Below are 17,614 nucleotides of genomic sequence, written 5' to 3'. Positions count from 1 at the left end.
GTCACGCGTCCGCGTGCGCCAGCTTCTTGCCGAAGTCGGTGTCGCGGGCGAAGCGGAGCTGATTGAGGAAGAACGCCTCGACCTCCGGCGCCGCGATGTCGGTGCCCTCCAGGGCCGCGCGCGTGCGCGACGTGTCGAACCACAGCTGCAGCGACAGGTACGGCGTGTAGACCCGCCCGCTGGTCAGGATCCGCTTCAGGCGCCCGAACGTGAACCGGTCGACGAACGGCCGCGCGCGCACGAACAGGCCGGGCTTCACGAACACCGCCGGCTTGCAGCCGAAGAACTGGCTCGCGGCCGTGCTCAGCTGCTCGAGCGTGGCCGCGCGCTCGGGGCCGGCGCACAGGTGATACGCCTGTCCCGAAGGACCTGTCTGCTTGCGCAGGTGGCACACCGCCTGGACCACGAAGTCGGACGGCACCACGTCCATCACCGCGTCGGGCCGGCCGGGCGCCCAGCGGAAGCCGCGGGCGAAGATCTTGAGCGGCCAGTAGAGCACCTTGAAGCTCGACGTCCGGCCCGTGCGCGAGTCGCCGACGATGATGCTCGGGCGATAGATCGTCACCCGTTGCTCGCCGGCGCGCGCGCGCACCAGCTTCTCCGACTCGAGCTTGGTCTGCTCGTAGGTGTTGTGGAACGGCTGGCCTATGTCGAGCTCCGTCTCGAGCGCCGTGCCGCTGCGGTCGCCCGCGACGTAGGCGGTGCCGATGTAGTCGAACGAGCACTCGGCCGCCCTCGCCAGGTCGAGCATGCGGTTCGTGCCCTCGACGTTGATCGCCCGCGCCTGCTCGAGCGGCAGCGAGAAGCTGACCGACGCTGCCCCGTGGATCACGCCCGTCGCGCGGCCGGCCAGCCCGGCGTAGGTCGCGGGGTCGAGGCCGAGGTTGTCGCGCTCGAGGTCGGCCCGCACGATCTCGACCCGCCGCGCGGCCGCGGCCAGCGCCTCGCCCGACAGCCGGTCGCGCAGCACCTCGGCGCCGCGCGCCTTCGCCTGCGCCTCGTCGCGACCGCGCACGAGCAGCGCCAGGCGCGTCGTCGGCTCCGTGGCGAGCAGGTGATGGACGAGCTCTCGCCCGAGGAAACCTGTGGCGCCGGTGACGACGATGACGGGATCCGACATGCGCGCACGATCGCCCTCGATTCGCCGGCGGGTCAAGCGGCGCCCGCGCGCACGGCCGCTCTCGCCCCGGAGCGGCCCTCTTCCGCCATGCGGCCCCACCGGGATCTCGGCGTTCCCACCGCGGCGCGCCCTGCAGGTCCTCTTCCGCCGGCGCGGAACGGGGTCTGAAACCCTTGAAAGACCGCCCCGGGCGGGCCGGTTCGGGCATACTCGGACCGCAGGAGATCCGTGAACGACGCCGACGATCCCCTCGCGCTCAACGACGAGATCGCCGCCCTCCGCTACTACGTCGGAGAGTTCACCGAGCGCGAAGAAACCCCCGCCGCGCTCGCGGCCCTCGAGCGGGTCGAGGCGCGGCTCCACGCCGCCTTGCGCACGCGCACCGCGATCCTCTCCGATCTCGGGCACGAGCTGCGCACCCCGCTCAACGCCATCCTCGGGTTCTCGCATTTGCTCCGCGAGGACGTGCTGCTGAGCGCCGAGCAGCGGGCCCACATCGAGGTCATCCACCGCAGCGGCGAGCAGCTGCTCGCGCTGATCGACGAGCTCACCGGCGGCACCGACGAGGGCGCCGGGCAGGTCGGCTTCGACCTGCACTACTTGCTGGATGACCTCGCGGACATGTTGTGTCTACGAGCCGCCGGCGCCGAGGTCGCCCTGCGCATCGATCGCGCGGCCGATCTCCCGCGACGCGTCCGCACCGACCAGGTCCGCCTGCGTCACTTGCTCCTGCTCCTCCTCGGCAACGTGCTAGAGGTCCCGCGCCGCGACCTCATCGTCGTCCGCGTGCGCATGGAGCCGGGGGCCGCGCCGGGCGCCGGCGTGCTGCGCTTCGACATCCGCGCCCCCGGCATCGACCTCGCCGACCTGCGCCTGCGCTCGTTCGTCCGCACCGACGCCGGTTTGCAGACCGACGAGCCCGGCCGCGGCCCCGAGCTGGCGGTCGCCATCGCCAACCAGCTCGGCGGCGAGTACCACGTCGCGCCAGACCAGCTCACCCTCACCTTGCCGGTGGGTCTCGGGCGCGGCGCCGACGACCCGCGGCGGTCGGCGCGCAAGATCCTCGGCCTCGCCACCGGCCAGGAGGCGCCGCGGATCCTCGTCGCCGAGGATCGCTGGCAGAGCCGGCAATTGCTGGTGCAGGCGCTCTCGCGGGTGGGATTCGAAGTCCGCGAGGCCGCCGACGGGCGCGAGGCCATCCACTTGTGCGAGACTTGGCGTCCGCACCTCGTGTGGATGGACATGCGCATGCCCGGAGTCAGCGGCATCGAGGCCACGCAGCAGATCAAGCAGAGCCCATGGGGCGCCGAGACGGTGGTCGTCGCTCTGACGGCCAGCGCCTTCGAGGCCGACGAGGCGACCGCGCGCGCGGCCGGCTGCGACGACTTCCTGCGCAAGCCGTTGCAGCTGCATCAAGTGTTCGACAAGCTCGGCGAGCGGCTCGGCGTCTCCTATGTCTACGACGACGCCCCGCCGGTCGCCCGCGTCGACGCCACCGCGCTGCACGGGCTGCCGCCGCCGTGGCTGTCGGCGCTCGAGCAGGCGTGCCTGCAGGCCGACGTGTTCACCATCGCGCGCATGATCGACTTCGTCCGCGCCCAGGCGCCGCAGGCCGCCACTGTCCTTTCGGACATGCTCGAACAGTACAACTACGCCGCGATTATCGACCTGACCCGGCACGCGTTACAAGCCGCCGGAGGTGGCCCATGAGCGAGAAGTCCTATCAGCCCGTGCGCGGCGACATCCTGGTCGTCGACGACACCCTCGTCAACCTCCGGATCTTGACCGAGATGCTGGCCGCCCAGGGGTACAAGGTGCGGCCGGTGACCTCGGGCCTGCAGGCGCTGCAGGCCGCGGCCGCGGCCGCGCCGGACCTCGTGCTCCTCGATATCAACATGCCGGGTATGACCGGCTACGAGGTCTGCCAGCAGCTCAAGGCCCAGGCCGACACCCGCGACGTGCCGGTCATCTTCATGAGCGCCCGCGACGAGGTGCTCGACAAGATCCGCGCCTTCGAGGTCGGCGGCGTCGACTACGTCACCAAGCCGTTCCACCTCGAGGAGCTGCTCGCCCGCGTCGCCACCCACGTCTCGCTGCGCGCCCTGCAGCGCCAGCTGGAGGACGCGCGCCTTTTGGCCGAGGCGCCGCCGCGGCGCTCGCCGACGAGAAGCGGCGCAGCGACGACCTGCTCTACAGCATGCTGCCGCAGAGCGTCGCCAACACCCTCCGCGAGGGCCGCAGCGTCGTCGGCGACCACTATCCGCAGGTCACGGTGCTGTTCTGCGACATCGTCGACTACACGCGGGCGGCCAGCGACCACTCGCCGCTCGAGGTGTTCGAGCTGCTCGGCCGGCTCTACACCCGCTTCGACGCGCTGATCGAGCGCCACCCCGTCTACAAGATCGAGACCGTGGGCGACTGCTACGTCATCGCCGGCGGCGTGCCCGACCCCAACCCGCGCCACGCCGACGCGATCTGCGACGTCGCCCTCGACATGCTCGAGGCCGTCGATGGCATGGCCCTGCCGACCGGCGCGCCGCTGCAGATCCGGATCGGCGTCAACTCGGGCCCGGTGGTCGCCGGCGTGGTCGGCACCAAGATGCCGCGGTTTTGCCTGTACGGCGACACGGTCAACATCGCCAGCCGGATGGAGACCACCAGCCAGCCGATGCACGTGCAGATCAGCCAGTCGACGCACGCGCTGATCGACCCGACCCGCTACGAGATCGAGGAGCGCGGCGAGGTCGCGCTCAAGGGGCGCGGCAACATGCGCACCTACTTCGTGCGCCGCCGCTGAAGTCGTCCGCCCGCGCGCCCCCGCGAGCCCATGCTCGCGCCCCCGCGCGCCCGCGAGCGCCCGTCCGTCGCCACGCCGCGCAGGGCCGCGTGGTAGGCTCGGCGGGCCGCCCGCGGGACTTCCGCTCGACTTCCGAATTCGGCATCTGGAGCTGCGCTAAGCAGTCGAGCACTCCTTCCCCGGGCGGCTTACCTGTCCCGATGACCATGTCCGCCGAGACCCGCCACGCCGCCGCCGCGCGGGTCACCTGCGAGGACCTGGTCGTGTTCCTCAACGCCTGCTTCTGCTGCACCGGCCAGCGCGAGTTCTACAGCGACGGCCGCGCGCAGACCGTCTCGATCGAGTTCCTCCACGACTACATCCGCGGCAACTACCGCCGGCTCTACGCCCGCACCCTCGCCGCCGGCGTCAACCACTTCAACCGCGCGCGGATCGTCACCGAGCTGCTGGCCAGCTCGCGCCACCTCGAGGCAGGCGAGCGGCGCGACGAGGGCCGCCTGGTGATCGCCGCCCTGCGCTCCCTGCCGGCCCCGCGGGCCTACCGGGCGCTCCTGGCCGTGCGCGCCCGCGGCGTCAACAACCGCCGGCTGCGCGCCATCGTCCGCGACTTCCTGTCCTCGCGGCCAGATCTACAATTCGACGCCATCAAGTACAGGGGCAAGCTGCGCGACCTGATCTTGCACACCCACCTGCGCCTGCCCGGCGAGCTCGGCGGGTTCCTGTTCAAGGGCTGGAAGCAGCGCCGCTACGCCACCCCGCTGCTCGAGACCTTCCGCCAGGCCCACTTCAGCGACGAGGCGATGTACGAGCTGCCGTTCACCGTCGCCGAGGGCATGGCGGCCCGCCGCAACATCGACCGGGCCGTGTTCCTGCGGAAGATCGCCCCGCGCCTGACCGCGCTCGAGAAGCTGCGCCTGCAGAACGCCGCCGCGCGCGAGGGCGTGAAGGAGCTGGCGATCGACCTCGCGCGCGCCGGCCTCACGCGCGTGGCGATCTACCTGCTCTCGCTTCCCTCCGCCGAGCGACGCGAGCGACGGTCCGAGCTGCAGGCCGCCCTCGACGGCGCCGCGCGTCGCTGTCTGCGCGAGGCCCCGCTCGCGCTCGGCCGCGTCGTCGCCGTCCTCGACCGCTCCCACTCCACCACCGGCTCGCCGGACAAGCCGCGCCGCTCGCTGGCCGTCGCGCTCGGGGTCGACGCCCTGCTGCGGGCCGCGAGCGCCGAGTACATGTCCTTTTGGACACCTGCCGAAGGCGACCCATTGCTGGCCGGCCCGCGCGGCCAGACCGACCTCACCGGCCCCTTGCTCGACGCGCTCGAAACCCGGCCCGACCTCGTCGTCGTCGTCTCCGACGGCTTCGACAACGACCCCACCGGCGGCGCCGGCGAGATCTGCCGGGTGTTCAAGGCCCGCCTCGACCCCGAGGGCCGCACCACCATCGTCCACATCAACCCCGTGTTCGACGCCCCCGAGCTGGGCCCGCGGCGCCTCGGCCCCGGCGTCCCGACCCTCGGCCTGCGCGACGCCGAGGATCTGCCGACCGCGCTGGCGTTCGCCCGCTTCGCCGCGGGCGACCTCTCGCTGGCCGAGCTCGAGGACTACCTGGCCCGCCGCGTCGACGTGTTCCTGCGCCGGGCCGACGTCGCGCCGCTGGAGGAGGGCGCGTGAAGTTCGACGACACCAGCGAGGGCCTCGGCCTGCGCGGCCTGCAGGTCGCCCCGGCGCAGGCGTTCGGCGCGGTGCGCCTCGTCCCCTTGCTCAAAGAACATGTCCGTGAGGACCTGCGCCTCGGGACACTCGATTTCAAGGACCGGCGGCCCCACGCCGTCGGCCTGCGCGGCCAGGCCGACGCCCCGACGGTCGCCTATTGCTCGTACATCCCGCACGCCTACGTCCTGCGCTGGGCGAGCGACGGCACCGCCGTGGCCGCCCGCGGCGCGGCCTTGACCGACAAGCAGCTCGGCCTGCGCGAGGTCGGCGGTGTGCGCGTGCTCCACCGCATGGTCCGCCAGGAAGAACCCGGCGCGCTGCGGTTCTTGCCGCTGCACCTGGCGATGGAGGGCTTCTTGTCGCTGCACTTCGGCGGCCCCGACGTCGCCTGGAGCGAGTACAGCCGGCAGGCGCTGAGCCACGGCCTGTCGCCCCGGCGCGAGCGCGCGGTGCTCGGCAGCTACGTCCACGGCCTCGAGGACGCCGTGCGGATGTTCGAGATCCACGAGCGCCAGGTCGGCGCCCTCGTGTTCGTCGCCGACGCCCTCGCGGCGATGGTCGTGTTCCCCCACCCCGACGACTACCGCGCGCTGCACCGCAGCCTCGTGCGCGACTTCTTCGGCGAGCTCGTCTATCAGTACGCGATCCTCTACGACGACGTCCCGGCCCACCGCGTCGCCGTGCGCGAGGCCGAGATCTCCGACCTCGCCGACCTGCGCGCCGCCGTCGCCCGCGCCCGCGCCGACTGGACCGCCTTCACCGCCGACATGGCCGCGGGCGTGCTGCGCGAGACCCTGCGCTGGAAGACGGTCCACCGGACCGGCCCGTTCCGCCTGCGCCGCTTCATGTCGGCGCTGCGGCCCGACGAGGACAACCACATCGGCGAGGCGATCGTGCGCGACAGCGGCGAGCTCGAGTACTGCAAGACCTTCCGCCTGTCGGCGGCCCAGGTCCGGCGGGCCTACCTGCTCGAGAAGCTGGCGCAGCACCACTGGGACCTCGCGGCCACGGCCGAGGCCCTCGGGGTCGAGGTCCCGGCGCTGCTGGTCCGCCTACGCAACGCCGGCTTCGGCTACTTGCTCAAAGAACATGTCCTGAAGAACCTGCCCTCCGGGACTGTTTAGCCCTCCAGCGCCGCCTTGAGCTCGCGCGCCGGCTTGAACCGGACCGTCTCGCTGCGGGGGATCTCGATCGCCTCCCCCGTCTTCGGGTTGCGCCCTGGCCGCGCTTGGGTCACGTGGACCGAGAACGAACCGAAATTCGGGTGAACGTAGCGCCCCTCCCGCCGCAGGCTCTCGGCCACCGCGGCGAACACCGCGTCGACCACCTTGCCCGTCGCCCCCACGGACAGCTCCGGACCGCCGCTCTCGTCGAGCTGGCGGCGGATCGTCTCGATCAACTCCTTGCGCGTCATGGCCTGAGGCTAGCAGGCCCGACCTGCGTGAAGGGCGCACTCCGGCGGTGTGGCCGGCCGGCCTCGCTCTGCCCGCCGCGCGATCTCTCGCGGCCGCGGCGGTGGAATTCGCCGTCGTTGCAGATGCATCGACCGCCGCCCGCGCTGGGCCTCGCCCGCGAAACAACGTCTGTCTGCGCAACCAGGGACGTGCGCCAGGCCCCGGGCGGCGCCCGCGTCGACGCATGAGGCCGCCCAATCGGGGGGTCCTACGGTATTGTTCGCTGCATTCGGGCCCGTCAGCGAAAATGGCACAACTGCCGTGATTGTATCGAGCCTCACAAATGTTTCTCGGACGAGCCCTGGTCGCCCGCCGGGGGCCCGCGATCGGCCGCGATCCATGCTTGTACAATCAATCTTGACCCGCCACTATACATCTGAGCATGATTGCAACTCGCTACCGCGAGCGTTAGCGTCGACGTTGCTCTAGGGTCATTGAAGCGTGGGCGGCCCAACTCCGGTGCATCGAGACCGGTCGCGTCATCCGTAGCCCTTACGGGCCGCTGGCCCTCCGGGCCGATCCCCTTCATGCCCTCACCAGGCACACCACGGACCAGATACCCCGTCGGCACCCATGACCAGCACCGCCAAATTCGCCTTGGGTTTCTCCCTTAGCCTGGCTCTCGGCACCGGCGTGTTGTCGCAGCCCGTCGAGCCCTCGGCCGGCTGGTTCGGCAACTGCCTCATCTGCAAGTGGGATCCCTGGGGCGGCCCGGCGTTCTGCGCCACGACCACCAGCAAGGGTTGGTGGGGCTGCTACGCCACCGGTTACAAGTGTCTCAATGGCGGCCAGCCGTGCGGCAAGAAAGCCCCCACGCCGGCCGCCACCGGCGAGGTCGGTTTGACCCCCTGATCCCGAACGACGAGCACGGAAGCGGCGGTTCGGAATGTCCACAAGGAAGCTGGTCTTCACCCTCGCCGGCCTCGCCGCCGTCTGTGCCCTGCTCTCCTACGCGGCGAGCGAGCGCCTCGGCGGTCTCCGCGGCGGGGCGACGGCCTCGGCGGCCACCCGCTCGCCCGGGCCCGGTTACGGCTCCTATCTGCAGATCGCCGGCGTCCAGCCGCGGGACTACGACGCCGCCAACACGGGCGCCCGACGCGACGGTGACGCCTGGGTCCTCGGCGACGTCGACCTCGAGGCCGTCCGCGCCGCCGCCGCCGCGCCCGAAGACCTCGACCGCCTGGCCGAGGCCGACCCCGAGTGGATCCCGACCCAGACGTGGAAGATGCGCCACGGCGGCGCCAGCCCGTTCGCGATGGCCAAGGAGCACTGCAGCGCCCGCCACCTCGCGCAGATGGAGGCCATGTGCAAGGCCGACATCAGCGTCGTCGTCGAGCGCCAGAGCGCCGGCGACGGCCACGTGGTCTACGCCCGGCCCACCTCGGCGACGAGGCCACCGACGACTGCCACGCCTACGCCGACTGCATCGCCCGCAACGCCTGGCTCGACCGGCCCACGCCGCTGCCCGACGGCCGCACCCGCTATCACGCGTTCCAGGCCGGCGACATCCGCCTGCCGATGCACGGCACCAAGGACGAGTGGCAGACGAGCCTGCGCTCGGAGATCGAGCTCGTCACGGACAACCTCACCGCGCTGCGCCGGCTCGACCCGGCGGACCCGCAGATCCGCCAGAGCCTGGATCTGCAGCAAGATCTGCTCGAGCAGCTCGAGTGGATGGCCGCATTGTGAATTCGTTGCGCCGCCATCGCCCTCTCCTCGCCGGCCTGGCCGCCGGCCTCCTCGTCGCGGTAGCGACCGCCTGGCTGCTCGACCCGGCCCGCTGGCTGCGCCCGGGCGTCGGTCGCGTCTTCGTCATCGGCACCTGTTCTTACAGCAAGGTCGCGCTCGACATCCTGCGCGCCGACCCCGACGCCCCGTTCATCCCGCTGGTCCTGCCCGCCGACGTCCCGGAGTTCGAGGCCGACGCCTGCGACGTCGCCCGCGCCCGCCTGCAGCGCGGCGGCGCCTTCTGGCTGGCCGTCCTCCCGCGCGACTACGTGTGCCGGCGCCTGCGCGACCTGGCCGCGGCCCGCTTCGTCGACGAGACCACCGGCGAGGGCTACCCCGCGTGGGTCAGCGCCCAGGGCGATCTCGTCGGCCTCGGCGTCGACCCGCGCCAGATCGCCGCGCTCGGCCTGACCCCGCCGCCCGCCGTGGTCCGCTTCTGGGTCGAGGGCGGCTACGACCGCGCCCTCGTCGAATCGCTGGGCTTCACCGTCCCCGAAGGCACCGTCCAGGGCCCGCGCCAGCCGCCGCCGATGGCCTCTGCCGTCGAGTGACGCCTGGACTCTCGGGACATGCTCATCGGGACATGTCACGAAGGACATATTCTCGAAGACATGTCCTCCGTGACATGTCCTCTTCGACATGTCCCCTCGTCCCTCCGCCCGCGGACGAGCTCGTCGCCGCAGGACGCTGCTGGTGAGGCCGTCGCCGCCGGTACCGCGCGCTCTGACGGACACGTCCTCGTCGCCGCCCCGACGCCGCGGTGAAGCCATCGCCGCCTGCAGCGCATCGCAACGACGGACCCGTCCTCGTCGCCGTCCGGGTGCGGAGCGATCGCCGGCCGCTTCCCGCGGCTCGCCGCGCCATCTTCACTCGCGCTCCAGCGCCTCGGCGGCCTGCAGCGCCACGAAGCTCCACGCGAACAGGCCGAGCGCCACCAGCACGGCGAGGCGCAGCCCGGTCGCGATCGCGTAACAGACATGGAGCCCGGCGCAAGCGGCGAACAGGCGCCAGCGCGCGTGAGGGTCGTCGCGCCAGCACAGCGGCCGCGGCCGCCGCGGCCGCCGCGAAGTACCCGATCCACAGCCAGCCCGAGGCCGGCACGCCCGGCAGGGCGCCAGCCTGGAGCCCGGCGGCGATCTGCTCGATCACGCTGTGCTGTTCGCACTGGTCGAGCACTGGCAGGGCCGCGCAGGCGAGCCCGAACAGCACCGCCGCGCGACGCACGGCCTCGCGCCGCCAGCGTTCGGCGATGTCTTCCTGCCCCCGGCTCACGTCACCACCCTACTGCGCCGCGCCGGCGAACGCACGCGCGCGCGCAATTCGCCCGCGCCGCCGACGATCGCCCCGGCTATCATCATCGGGATGGCCGAGGCTCACGGAGACGGAGACGACGACAAGCGGAGCCGCGCGACCCGCATCCTGGCCGCGCCGGTCGAGCCGCGGACCTCGTTCGCCGCGACCTTCAAGGCGATGTTCCGCGAGCTCCTCCCGATCTACGCCGCCTTCGACAAGGACGGCCTGCTCTGCGTCGCCGCCCGCGAGGACGGCAAGATCGCCGCCTACGTCCACCTGCCGATCCTCAGCGAGCAGGGCGCCTTCGGCGTCATCGGTCGCCACGAGTGTTGCGCCCTCACCCTCCACGACGAGGACGTCTCGCTGCGGCACGCGCTCGTGCGCGTCAGCCAGCAGGGCCTCGGCGAGGCGCGCGTGCGCCTCATCGACCTCGACTCGTCGAACACCTTCCGCACCGAGGACGGCCAGGTGTGCAAGTCGGTCCTCGCCGAGGGCCCGCTGTTCGTCCACTTGCTCGGCTACCAGCTGTTCCTGTTCCCGACCGGCACCCTGGCCCCGAGCCGCTGGGAGAGCAGCGCCGACGCCACCTGGCAGTCCTTCCCCGAGCGCGTCTACCTCGATCACCGGATCCCCGAGCGCGCCAATCGCGAGCAGCGGCGCCCGCAGCCCGCGGGTCGAGCGAGGCGGCACACGTACATGACGCTGCTCCCGGCCGCCCAGCACCTGCGCGCCAAGCCCGGCGCCGGCGGGCGGATCGTCGGCACCATCCTGCTGTCGGCCGAGAACACCCAGATCGCCCACCGCGTCTCCGCCGAGGATCTCGAGCGCGGCATGCTGATCGGCCGCTACGAGCGCTGCCAGCTCGCCGGCGCCAGCCACAGCCTGTCGCGCGTCCACCTCGTGCTGCTGCTCGACGAGAGCGACATCTGGGCCGTCGACACCGCCAGCCTCAACGGCACGATCGTCGACGGCCAGAAGATCAGCGCGATCGTGCTCGACCGCGAGCTCGAGCTCAAGCTCCCGGCGGGCATGGGCATGCGCTGGGTGCCCGAGCACATCCCGCCGTCCTGAGCGACGCGCACGGACTCGCGGCCCCTTCGTCGTCTCGCCGCGCGAGCGCGCGACCGCGTCGCTCGACGGCCGGGCGCCACGCGACGGCGCTCGTTGTTCGCGCCGCACGTGCCGCGGCGACGCGAGCGAGCCGGCGCCCGCCCGCCTGCGACGCCGCATCCGCGGCTCAAGGCTGCACGCGCGTCGCGGCCTGGTAAGCTTCGCCGCGTCCGAGGAGCCCGCGTGACCGCCGAGCCCAACCTGTCCTCTTCGCCATCTGGTTCCGTCCCCGTCCGGCCGAGCGGCCTCGAATTCGACGTCGTCGTCCTCGGCTCCGGCCCCGGCGGCGAGGGGGCCGCCATGCTCGCCGCCAAGGCCGGCCGGCGCGTCGCCCTCGTCGAGCGCCACCGCGCCGTGGGCGGCGCCTGCACCCACCTCGGCACGATCCCCAGCAAGGCCCTGCGCGAGGCCGTGCGGACGCTGAAGAGCGTGCGCCAGAACCCGCTGTTCGCCGACCTCGTCGCCGGCCACGTCGTCACCTTCCCCCAGCTCCTCACCGGCGCGCGGCGCATCATCGACAGCCAGGTCGAGCTGCGGCGCAGCTTCTACCACCGCAACCACGTCGAGGTCTTCACCGGCCAGGCGCGCTTCGTCGACCCGCACACGATCGAGGTCGAGGAGCCCGGCGGCGCGCGCCCGCGCCTGCGCGCCGGCGGCATCGTCATCGCCACCGGCTCGCGCCCCTACCGGCCGCCGGACGTCGACTTCTCGCACCCGCGGATCTTCGACAGCGACACCATCCTCGGCCTCGGCCACCACGGCCGCGAGCGCGCCCCGCAGTCGATCACCATCTACGGCGCCGGCGTCGTCGGCTGCGAGTACGCCTCGATCTTCCGCGGCCTCGAGATGAAGGTCAACCTCGTCAACAACCGCGACAAGCTGCTCGCCTTCCTCGACGACGAGATCATCGACGCCCTGTCGTACCACCTGCGCGATCAGGGGGTGCTGATCCGCCACAACGAGATCTACGAGCGCATCGAGCCCCAGCCCGACGGCGTCGTCGTCCACCTCAAGTCGGGCAAGAAGCTGCGCTCCGACATCCTGCTGTGGGCCAACGGGCGCACCGGCAACACCCAGGACATGGGCCTCGAGGCGATCGGCATCCAGCCCAACAGCCGCGGCCAGATCGAGGTCGACGACGTCTACCGCACGCGCGTCCACTCGCACATCTACGCCGTCGGCGACGTCGTCGGCGTCCCGAGCCTCGCCTCCGCCGCCTACGATCAGGGCCGCTTCGCCATGACCCACCTGCTCCACGGCGAGTGCGACGCCCGCCTCGTCAAGGACATCCCGACCGGCATCTACACCGACCCCGAGATCAGCTCGGTCGGCCGCACCGAGCGCGAGCTGACGCAAGAGGGCGTGCCCTACGAGGTCGGCCACGCCCTGTTCCGCAACCTCGCCCGCGCCCAGATCACCGGCATCCGCGTCGGCGTGCTCAAGCTGCTGTTCCACCGCGAGACCCTGCAGATCCTCGGCGTCCACTGCTTCGGCGATCAGGCCGCCGAGATCATCCACATCGGCCAGGCGATCATGGCCCAGAGCGGCGAGGCCAACAACCTGCGCTACTTCATCAACACCACCTTCAACTATCCGACCATGGCCGAGGCCTACCGGGTCGCCGCGCTCAACGGCTATAACCGCGTGTTCTAGCGCCCGGCGCACTCGCGGCGCCGGGTCGGCAAAGAACGACTCGGCGCCTCACTTGCCGAGCTTGTACGCCTTCGCCTTCGACTGCTTGCCGTAGATCTTGGCCTGCTCCGCGCTCTGCCTGGCCATATCGAGCCCCGACTCGGCCTCCTTGAGCTCCTCGATCTGCTTGGCCAGCTTCGGGCTCGGCGTCGCCTTCTGCTGCTGCTCCAGCGCCACCACGCTGTCCTTCAGCACCTTGCGCGCCTTGTCGTAGTCGCCGCTGTCGACCGCGACCGCGGCCGCCTGCATCTGCGCCGCGCTCTCGACCTCGGCCACGCGGACGGTCACCTCGGTGCGCTCCGACCGTCGGACCTCCTCGGCGTCGGCGCTGGTCGGGGCCGACAGCGCCAGCTTGCCGTCGACCGGCCGCCCCTGCTGGGTCTGGTCCTTGGCCCTGAGATCGATCGTCCCGAGCGCGAGCTGTCCCGTCGCACCTGTCCCGAAGTTCACCTGCAGCTTGACCACGATCTCGCGCACCTGCTGGGCCGCCAGCGAGCCGACCAGGATCGACGCGCCCTGCGGCGTCTCCTGCCAGGAGTAGCCGTGGACCTGGCGCACCTGCACCCCCGGCGCCATCTGCATGGTCACCTCGATCCCCGAGGCCACCGTCGCCACCAGCCCGGCGAACTCGTCCGACAGCACCCGCGAGATCGCGTCGGTCCCCTGGATGAAGTGATAGCGCCCGCCGCCCTGGTCGGCGAGCCGCGTCATCAGCTCCTCGTTGTAGTCGAGCCCCACCCCGAGCGTCGACACGCTGACCCCCTGGCCGAAGTTCTCGCGCGCGCGCTGCCCGAGCACCAGCGGGTCCTTCTCGCCCTCGTTGGCCTGGCCGTCGGACAGCAGCATCAGGTGGCGCAGCTCGCTCTCCTTGCGCGTCTTCGGGTCGAACACCTCGAACCCGCGGAACAGCGCCGGACCGAGGGCGGTGCCGCCTCGGTCGGTGATCGCCAGCACCGCCTTGCGCGCGGCCGCGAGGCCCGCCTCGTCGGCGACCACGCGCTCGGTCAACACCTCGACCTCGCTGTCGTACGCGATCAGCGTCAATCGATCGCGCGGCTTCAACTCCTTCAGCAGATCGAGCGTCGCCTGCTTGACCGCCAGCAGCTTCTCGCCGGCCATGCTGCCCGAGCGATCGAGCACCACCGCGAGGTCGAGCGGCGGCCGCTCGCCGACGACCTCGCCCTCGCCACGCAAGCGCAAGAGCAGATGGACGTCGAGCGTGCCGCTGCGCCGATCGAGCACCTCGAATTGCGGCAACACCTCGAGCTTCACCGACCCCGAGGTCATCACCCAACCCAGACCCCCGGGCACCGGCGCCTCCGCCCTCGCCTCCGCCTTCGCCTCGGCCTTCGCCGGCTCGCTCGACGCCTCGCGCCTGGGCTCGCCCTTGCCGGTACATCCGCTCGTGACGAGCAACGCGGACATCGTGAACACGAACGGGACCTGCGAGGACGGGCGCGGCTTGGACATCGCCGCCTGCAACGCCGTCGCGGTCCGGTGGTTCTGATCGCACGAACACTGCATCTCGATCGCGGCTGCGAACCTCGTCCTCGACGATCTCGCACCGCGAACGCGGTCGCTCGAATTCGCGCATCGCAGCCTGTTCGGCGAGGCTGTCTTTTCGGACATCTGATTCCAACCACGCTACTGTCCCCGCGTGTCGGTCCGCCTCGTCGCCCTCCTCGCCCTGCTGGTCCTCGGATGCGCCCACAGCCCGCCGCCGCCGGCAGGACCGCGCGTGCTGGCCGGCAGCGCGCAGATCCAGCGAGCCGAGGCGACGGTCGAGCTGACCCTCCGTTACGAGGTCCGCGAGGGATCGGCGCTCGAGATCTCGGCCGAGTTGCGCGGCGGCGGCAGCGGCAGCGTCGGCGCCGTCGCCGTCGAGCTGCGCCCCGACGGTTTCGAGCTCGCGGGTCCCGCCGCCTGGACCGCCGAGGTCGCTGCAGGTGAGACCGCGAGCAACACCTGGAAGCTGCGCCCCAAGGCCGAGGGCATCGCGCGGGTCGAGGTCCGCCACGGCCTCGCCGGCAGCGACCTCGACGGCATCACCACGGCAGCCTTCCGCGTCGGCGCCGACGCGATCCGCCTGTGCGCCACCGCCGACTGCGCCGGCGAGGCGCCATGACCCGGTCGCCGCGCCAGTTTTGCGAAGCGAGATCGCGCAGGGAGTTTTCCCGGGGCCGGTCTGTTATCCTGTCGGAGTCGGGGACCCCAGAGTCATGACTGAACAACGCGAGTACGCCACCCGCACCAACCTTCACGCGTTTTATTCTCACAGTCAGCTCTTGATCGTCGCCGAGGGCGAGCTGCCTTCGACCGAATACGAGATCGACATCGGCCACCAGGCCGGCGAGGCCGTCCCGACCTTCGCGCTCACGCATCGCGCCCGGCCCACCGCCGCCGACGCCCCGCCCAAGGCCACGCCGTTCCGCTACGGCGAGATCTTCAGCATCGGCCGCCCGCCCGACGTCATCCGCGTGCGCCACAAAGAGGGCCTCGACGACGTCAATGTCGAGTTCACGCGCGACGACCTCGTCGACATCGTCCTCAGCCTCAGCGGCGGCGACGTCGAGGTCACCCTGCCCGACAGCGACGGCGACACCAACGCCCCGATCCCACCGCCCCCGCCGTCGGGCTTCGACACCAACCCTGCGCCGCAGGAGAACTCGGCCCCCGTCGAGACGCGGCCGCTGACCGCCAGCGAGAAGGCGGGGATCCTCGGCGACATCGCCGTCCGCTACCGCGAGGCGATCGGCTACTCGAACAAGCTCTCGTTCGACGAGGCGTTCGCCGACGCGCTCAAGAAGCTCCCGCCGCCGTCGGTCAAGTTCCCCGACATGCTCGAGACCGTCGAGGTCGTGCAGATCGGCGCGAGCTTCGGCGGCATCGCCGGCTTCCGCCGCCTCGAGGTCCGGATCCGCGCCTACCCGGATTGACCTGATTGCATGTGCACGGGCCGCGCGAAAAGGGGTCCTTCCCAAGCCCCGCGGCCCTGTGGTAGGAACCAGTTCGTGCATCGCGGTCCAGTCACAGGAGGACAGGTCTAGCTCGCTGCTCTGCAGCGGGGCGGCGTTGCGCCGCCCGAGCGTCTTCCCCACCATCCATCACAAGGAAGGCTATTCCAGAACGTCGCTGATCGTCCGTAGCCCATACGGGCCGCGACGGGCTGGTTCAACCTCGCAGATCGTGGTTCCGTGCGCGGCCCGTATGGGCTACGGACGGCGAGTTCAGTGAGCCTTCCATGTCCCAGGTCTTGAGGTAGATCCTCCCCGACAGGTCAACGATGCACGGACGGCCGAGGCGCGAACAGCTCCTCGGCCGTCGCTTTTTCTGGTATCGTCCTCTTCGTGCTGCGCGTGTGCGAAGGAGGTCAGGTCTAGCTCGGTGCTCTGCACCGGGGCGGCGTTGCGCCGCCCGAGCGTTCTGCACGTCATTCGTCACAAGGAAGGCTGTTCCAGGATTCACTGATCGCCGAAGTACCGGACGCATCGCGACGGGCTGGTACAACCTCGACGATCGAAGTTCCGTGCGCGATGCGTCCGGTACTTCGGCGGTGAATCCAGTGAGCCTTCCATGTCCCAGGTCATGAGGTAGAACTTCTCGCCGCGCACGGCACGTGCGGCCCCGACGACCTCCCCGCCGCGCGCGGGACGGCCCTCGGGGCCGCGGCTTTGGTCGCTGTGCGCGCCTCTACCCGCGTTCGCTTGACATCGCGGCGCTTCGGCCCGATGCCAGATCCATGGGTACCCACACCCACTCGCGGCCCCCGCGGGAACGCGCCCGACGCGCTCTGCGCGTCGCTCTCGCCCTCAACCTCGCGTTCCTCGGGCTCGAGACGGTCATCGCGTTCATCAGCGGCTCGCTGGCCCTCCTCTCCGACGCTGCGCACATGGTCAGCGACGTCGCCGCCCTGGCGCTCGCCCTGCTCGCCTCCGAGTTCGCCCTGCGCCCGGCGGTGCAGGGCCGCACCTACGGCTTCGCCCGCGCCGAGGCGCTCGGCGCCTTCGCCAACGCCCTGTTCCTCGCGTTCGCCTGCGCCCTCATCGTCCACAGCGCGATCGGTCGCCTCAGCACCGGCGACACCCACTTCGAGCCCGAGCCCGTGTTCGTGGTCGGCGTCGCCGGCCTCGTCGTCAACCTCGCCTCGGCCTGGTACCTCGCGCGCAGCGGCGGCGACAACCTCAACATCCGCGGCGCGCTCATCCACATGTTGGCCGACGCTCTCGGCTCGCTCGGGGCCATCGTCGCCGCCGTGCTCGCCTCCACCTGGGCGATCCACTCCGCCGACTCGATCCTCAGCCTCGGCATCGCCGTCCTCGTCCTCTTCAGCGCCTGGGGCGTCCTGCGCGACGCCACCCGCGCCCTCCTCGACTTCGCCCCGACCCATCTCCCGCAGGAGCGCGTCGAGGCCGAGCTGCGCGGCCTCGCCGGGTTGTCGGAGATCCACGAGCTCCACCTGTGGAGCGTCGGCGGCGCGCCGGTGCTCACCGCTCACCTGGTCCCGGAGCCAGGTGTGGCCCCCGGCGACCTGCTGGCCCGCGCCGAGCACCTCCTGCGCGAGCACCTCGGCGTCGTCCACACCACCCTGCAGATCGACGACCCCGGCCCGTGCGCGCAGCAGCGCTGCCCGCTGTTCGACGAGCAGCTCGCGCAGCTGCGCCCGCACGGCCACGGCCACGGCCACTCGCACGGCCACGGCCACGCGCACTGA

Annotated in this window: 15 protein-coding genes and 1 pseudogene; 13 read left to right on the top strand and 3 right to left on the bottom strand. The window is 71.5% G+C overall.

Features of this window, described 5'->3' with window-relative positions; genetic code table 11:
* Position 1 precedes the first annotated feature (1 nt).
* The gene (locus OV079_RS03960) at positions 2-1,120 is read right to left on the bottom strand and encodes an SDR family oxidoreductase (protein ID WP_267766322.1); all 1,119 of its coding nucleotides are present in this window, start codon (positions 1,118-1,120) and stop codon (positions 2-4) included.
* A 228-nt stretch (positions 1,121-1,348) separates the two neighbouring features.
* On the opposite strand from OV079_RS03960, the gene OV079_RS03955 reads away from it, so the two are divergent.
* From OV079_RS03955 to OV079_RS03935, 5 genes and pseudogenes are all read left to right on the top strand, one after another.
* Positions 1,349-2,830 (top strand): response regulator, encoded by a 1,482-nt coding sequence (locus tag OV079_RS03955; protein ID WP_267766321.1) that lies wholly within the window; start codon positions 1,349-1,351, stop codon positions 2,828-2,830.
* Positions 2,827-3,186 (top strand): annotated as a pseudogene (locus OV079_RS57215) (response regulator); the annotation flags it as partial. The gene OV079_RS03955 and the pseudogene OV079_RS57215, both read left to right, overlap by 4 nt.
* A gap of 206 nt (positions 3,187-3,392) precedes the next feature.
* Positions 3,393-3,917 carry an adenylate/guanylate cyclase domain-containing protein gene (locus OV079_RS03945; RefSeq protein ID WP_267766319.1) on the top strand — a complete coding sequence of 175 codons (525 nt, stop codon included), beginning with the start codon at positions 3,393-3,395 and terminating at the stop codon, positions 3,915-3,917.
* 206 nt (positions 3,918-4,123) lie between these two features.
* A complete protein-coding gene (locus OV079_RS03940; RefSeq protein WP_267766318.1) occupies positions 4,124-5,584 on the top strand; it encodes a hypothetical protein in 1,461 nt (486 codons plus the stop codon).
* Positions 5,581-6,750, top strand: coding sequence for an ARPP-2 domain-containing protein (locus OV079_RS03935; protein ID WP_267766317.1), 1,170 nt, complete (start codon positions 5,581-5,583; stop codon positions 6,748-6,750). The genes OV079_RS03940 and OV079_RS03935 overlap by 4 nt, the downstream gene beginning before the upstream one ends.
* Here the strand turns inward: OV079_RS03935 and OV079_RS03930 are convergent.
* Positions 6,747-7,040, bottom strand: coding sequence for an HU family DNA-binding protein (locus tag OV079_RS03930; RefSeq protein ID WP_267766316.1), 294 nt, complete (start codon positions 7,038-7,040; stop codon positions 6,747-6,749). The genes OV079_RS03935 and OV079_RS03930 overlap by 4 nt on opposite strands.
* A gap of 673 nt (positions 7,041-7,713) precedes the next feature.
* On the opposite strand from OV079_RS03930, the gene OV079_RS03925 reads away from it, so the two are divergent.
* From OV079_RS03925 to sthA, 5 genes are all read left to right on the top strand, one after another.
* A complete protein-coding gene (locus tag OV079_RS03925) occupies positions 7,714-7,932 on the top strand; it encodes a hypothetical protein (protein ID WP_267766314.1) in 219 nt (72 codons plus the stop codon).
* A 453-nt stretch (positions 7,933-8,385) separates the two neighbouring features.
* Positions 8,386-8,769, top strand: coding sequence for a hypothetical protein (locus tag OV079_RS03920; protein WP_267766313.1), 384 nt, complete (start codon positions 8,386-8,388; stop codon positions 8,767-8,769).
* The gene (locus OV079_RS03915) at positions 8,766-9,359 is read left to right on the top strand and encodes a hypothetical protein (RefSeq protein WP_267766312.1); all 594 of its coding nucleotides are present in this window, start codon (positions 8,766-8,768) and stop codon (positions 9,357-9,359) included. Before OV079_RS03920 ends, OV079_RS03915 begins: the two co-directional genes overlap by 4 nt.
* A gap of 601 nt (positions 9,360-9,960) precedes the next feature.
* A complete protein-coding gene (locus tag OV079_RS03910; protein ID WP_267766310.1) occupies positions 9,961-11,172 on the top strand; it encodes an FHA domain-containing protein in 1,212 nt (403 codons plus the stop codon).
* Positions 11,173-11,412: 240 nt separating this feature from the next.
* Positions 11,413-12,864, top strand: a complete 1,452-nt coding sequence (sthA, locus tag OV079_RS03905) for a Si-specific NAD(P)(+) transhydrogenase (protein WP_420829498.1) — start codon at positions 11,413-11,415, stop codon at positions 12,862-12,864.
* Positions 12,865-12,912: 48 nt separating this feature from the next.
* Here the strand turns inward: sthA and OV079_RS03900 are convergent, their stop codons facing one another.
* Positions 12,913-14,373, bottom strand: a complete 1,461-nt coding sequence (locus OV079_RS03900) for a vWA domain-containing protein (RefSeq protein WP_267766307.1) — start codon at positions 14,371-14,373, stop codon at positions 12,913-12,915.
* Between the two features lie 187 nt (positions 14,374-14,560).
* On the opposite strand from OV079_RS03900, the gene OV079_RS03895 reads away from it, so the two are divergent.
* From OV079_RS03895 to OV079_RS03885, 3 genes are all read left to right on the top strand, one after another.
* Entirely contained in the window at positions 14,561-15,028 is a 468-nt protein-coding gene (locus OV079_RS03895; protein WP_267766306.1) for a hypothetical protein, read from the top strand.
* Between the two features lie 94 nt (positions 15,029-15,122).
* Positions 15,123-15,839 carry a hypothetical protein gene (locus tag OV079_RS03890; RefSeq protein WP_267766305.1) on the top strand — a complete coding sequence of 239 codons (717 nt, stop codon included), beginning with the start codon at positions 15,123-15,125 and terminating at the stop codon, positions 15,837-15,839.
* Positions 15,840-16,642: 803 nt separating this feature from the next.
* Positions 16,643-17,614 (top strand): cation diffusion facilitator family transporter, encoded by a 972-nt coding sequence (locus OV079_RS03885; protein ID WP_267766304.1) that lies wholly within the window; start codon positions 16,643-16,645, stop codon positions 17,612-17,614.

This window comes from Nannocystis pusilla, from assembly GCF_026626665.1.
GTDB classification, from domain to species: domain Bacteria; phylum Myxococcota_A; class Polyangia; order Nannocystales; family Nannocystaceae; genus Nannocystis; species Nannocystis pusilla.
Note: the sequence above shows the minus strand (reverse complement) of the source record. Positions and strands in the feature narration are given on the sequence as shown.

Excerpts from the sequence above, each read along its gene's own strand:
- OV079_RS03960 (WP_267766322.1), bottom strand. The coding sequence starts at position 1,120 with ATGTCGGATCCCGTCATCGTCGTCACCGGCGCCACAGGTTTCCTCGGG.
- OV079_RS03940 (WP_267766318.1), top strand. The coding sequence starts at position 4,124 with ATGTCCGCCGAGACCCGCCACGCCGCCGCCGCGCGGGTCACCTGCGAG.
- OV079_RS03930 (WP_267766316.1), bottom strand. The coding sequence starts at position 7,040 with ATGACGCGCAAGGAGTTGATCGAGACGATCCGCCGCCAGCTCGACGAG.
- OV079_RS03900 (WP_267766307.1), bottom strand. The coding sequence starts at position 14,373 with ATGTCCAAGCCGCGCCCGTCCTCGCAGGTCCCGTTCGTGTTCACGATG.
- OV079_RS03890 (WP_267766305.1), top strand. The coding sequence starts at position 15,123 with ATGACTGAACAACGCGAGTACGCCACCCGCACCAACCTTCACGCGTTT.
- OV079_RS03885 (WP_267766304.1), top strand. The coding sequence starts at position 16,643 with ATGGGTACCCACACCCACTCGCGGCCCCCGCGGGAACGCGCCCGACGC.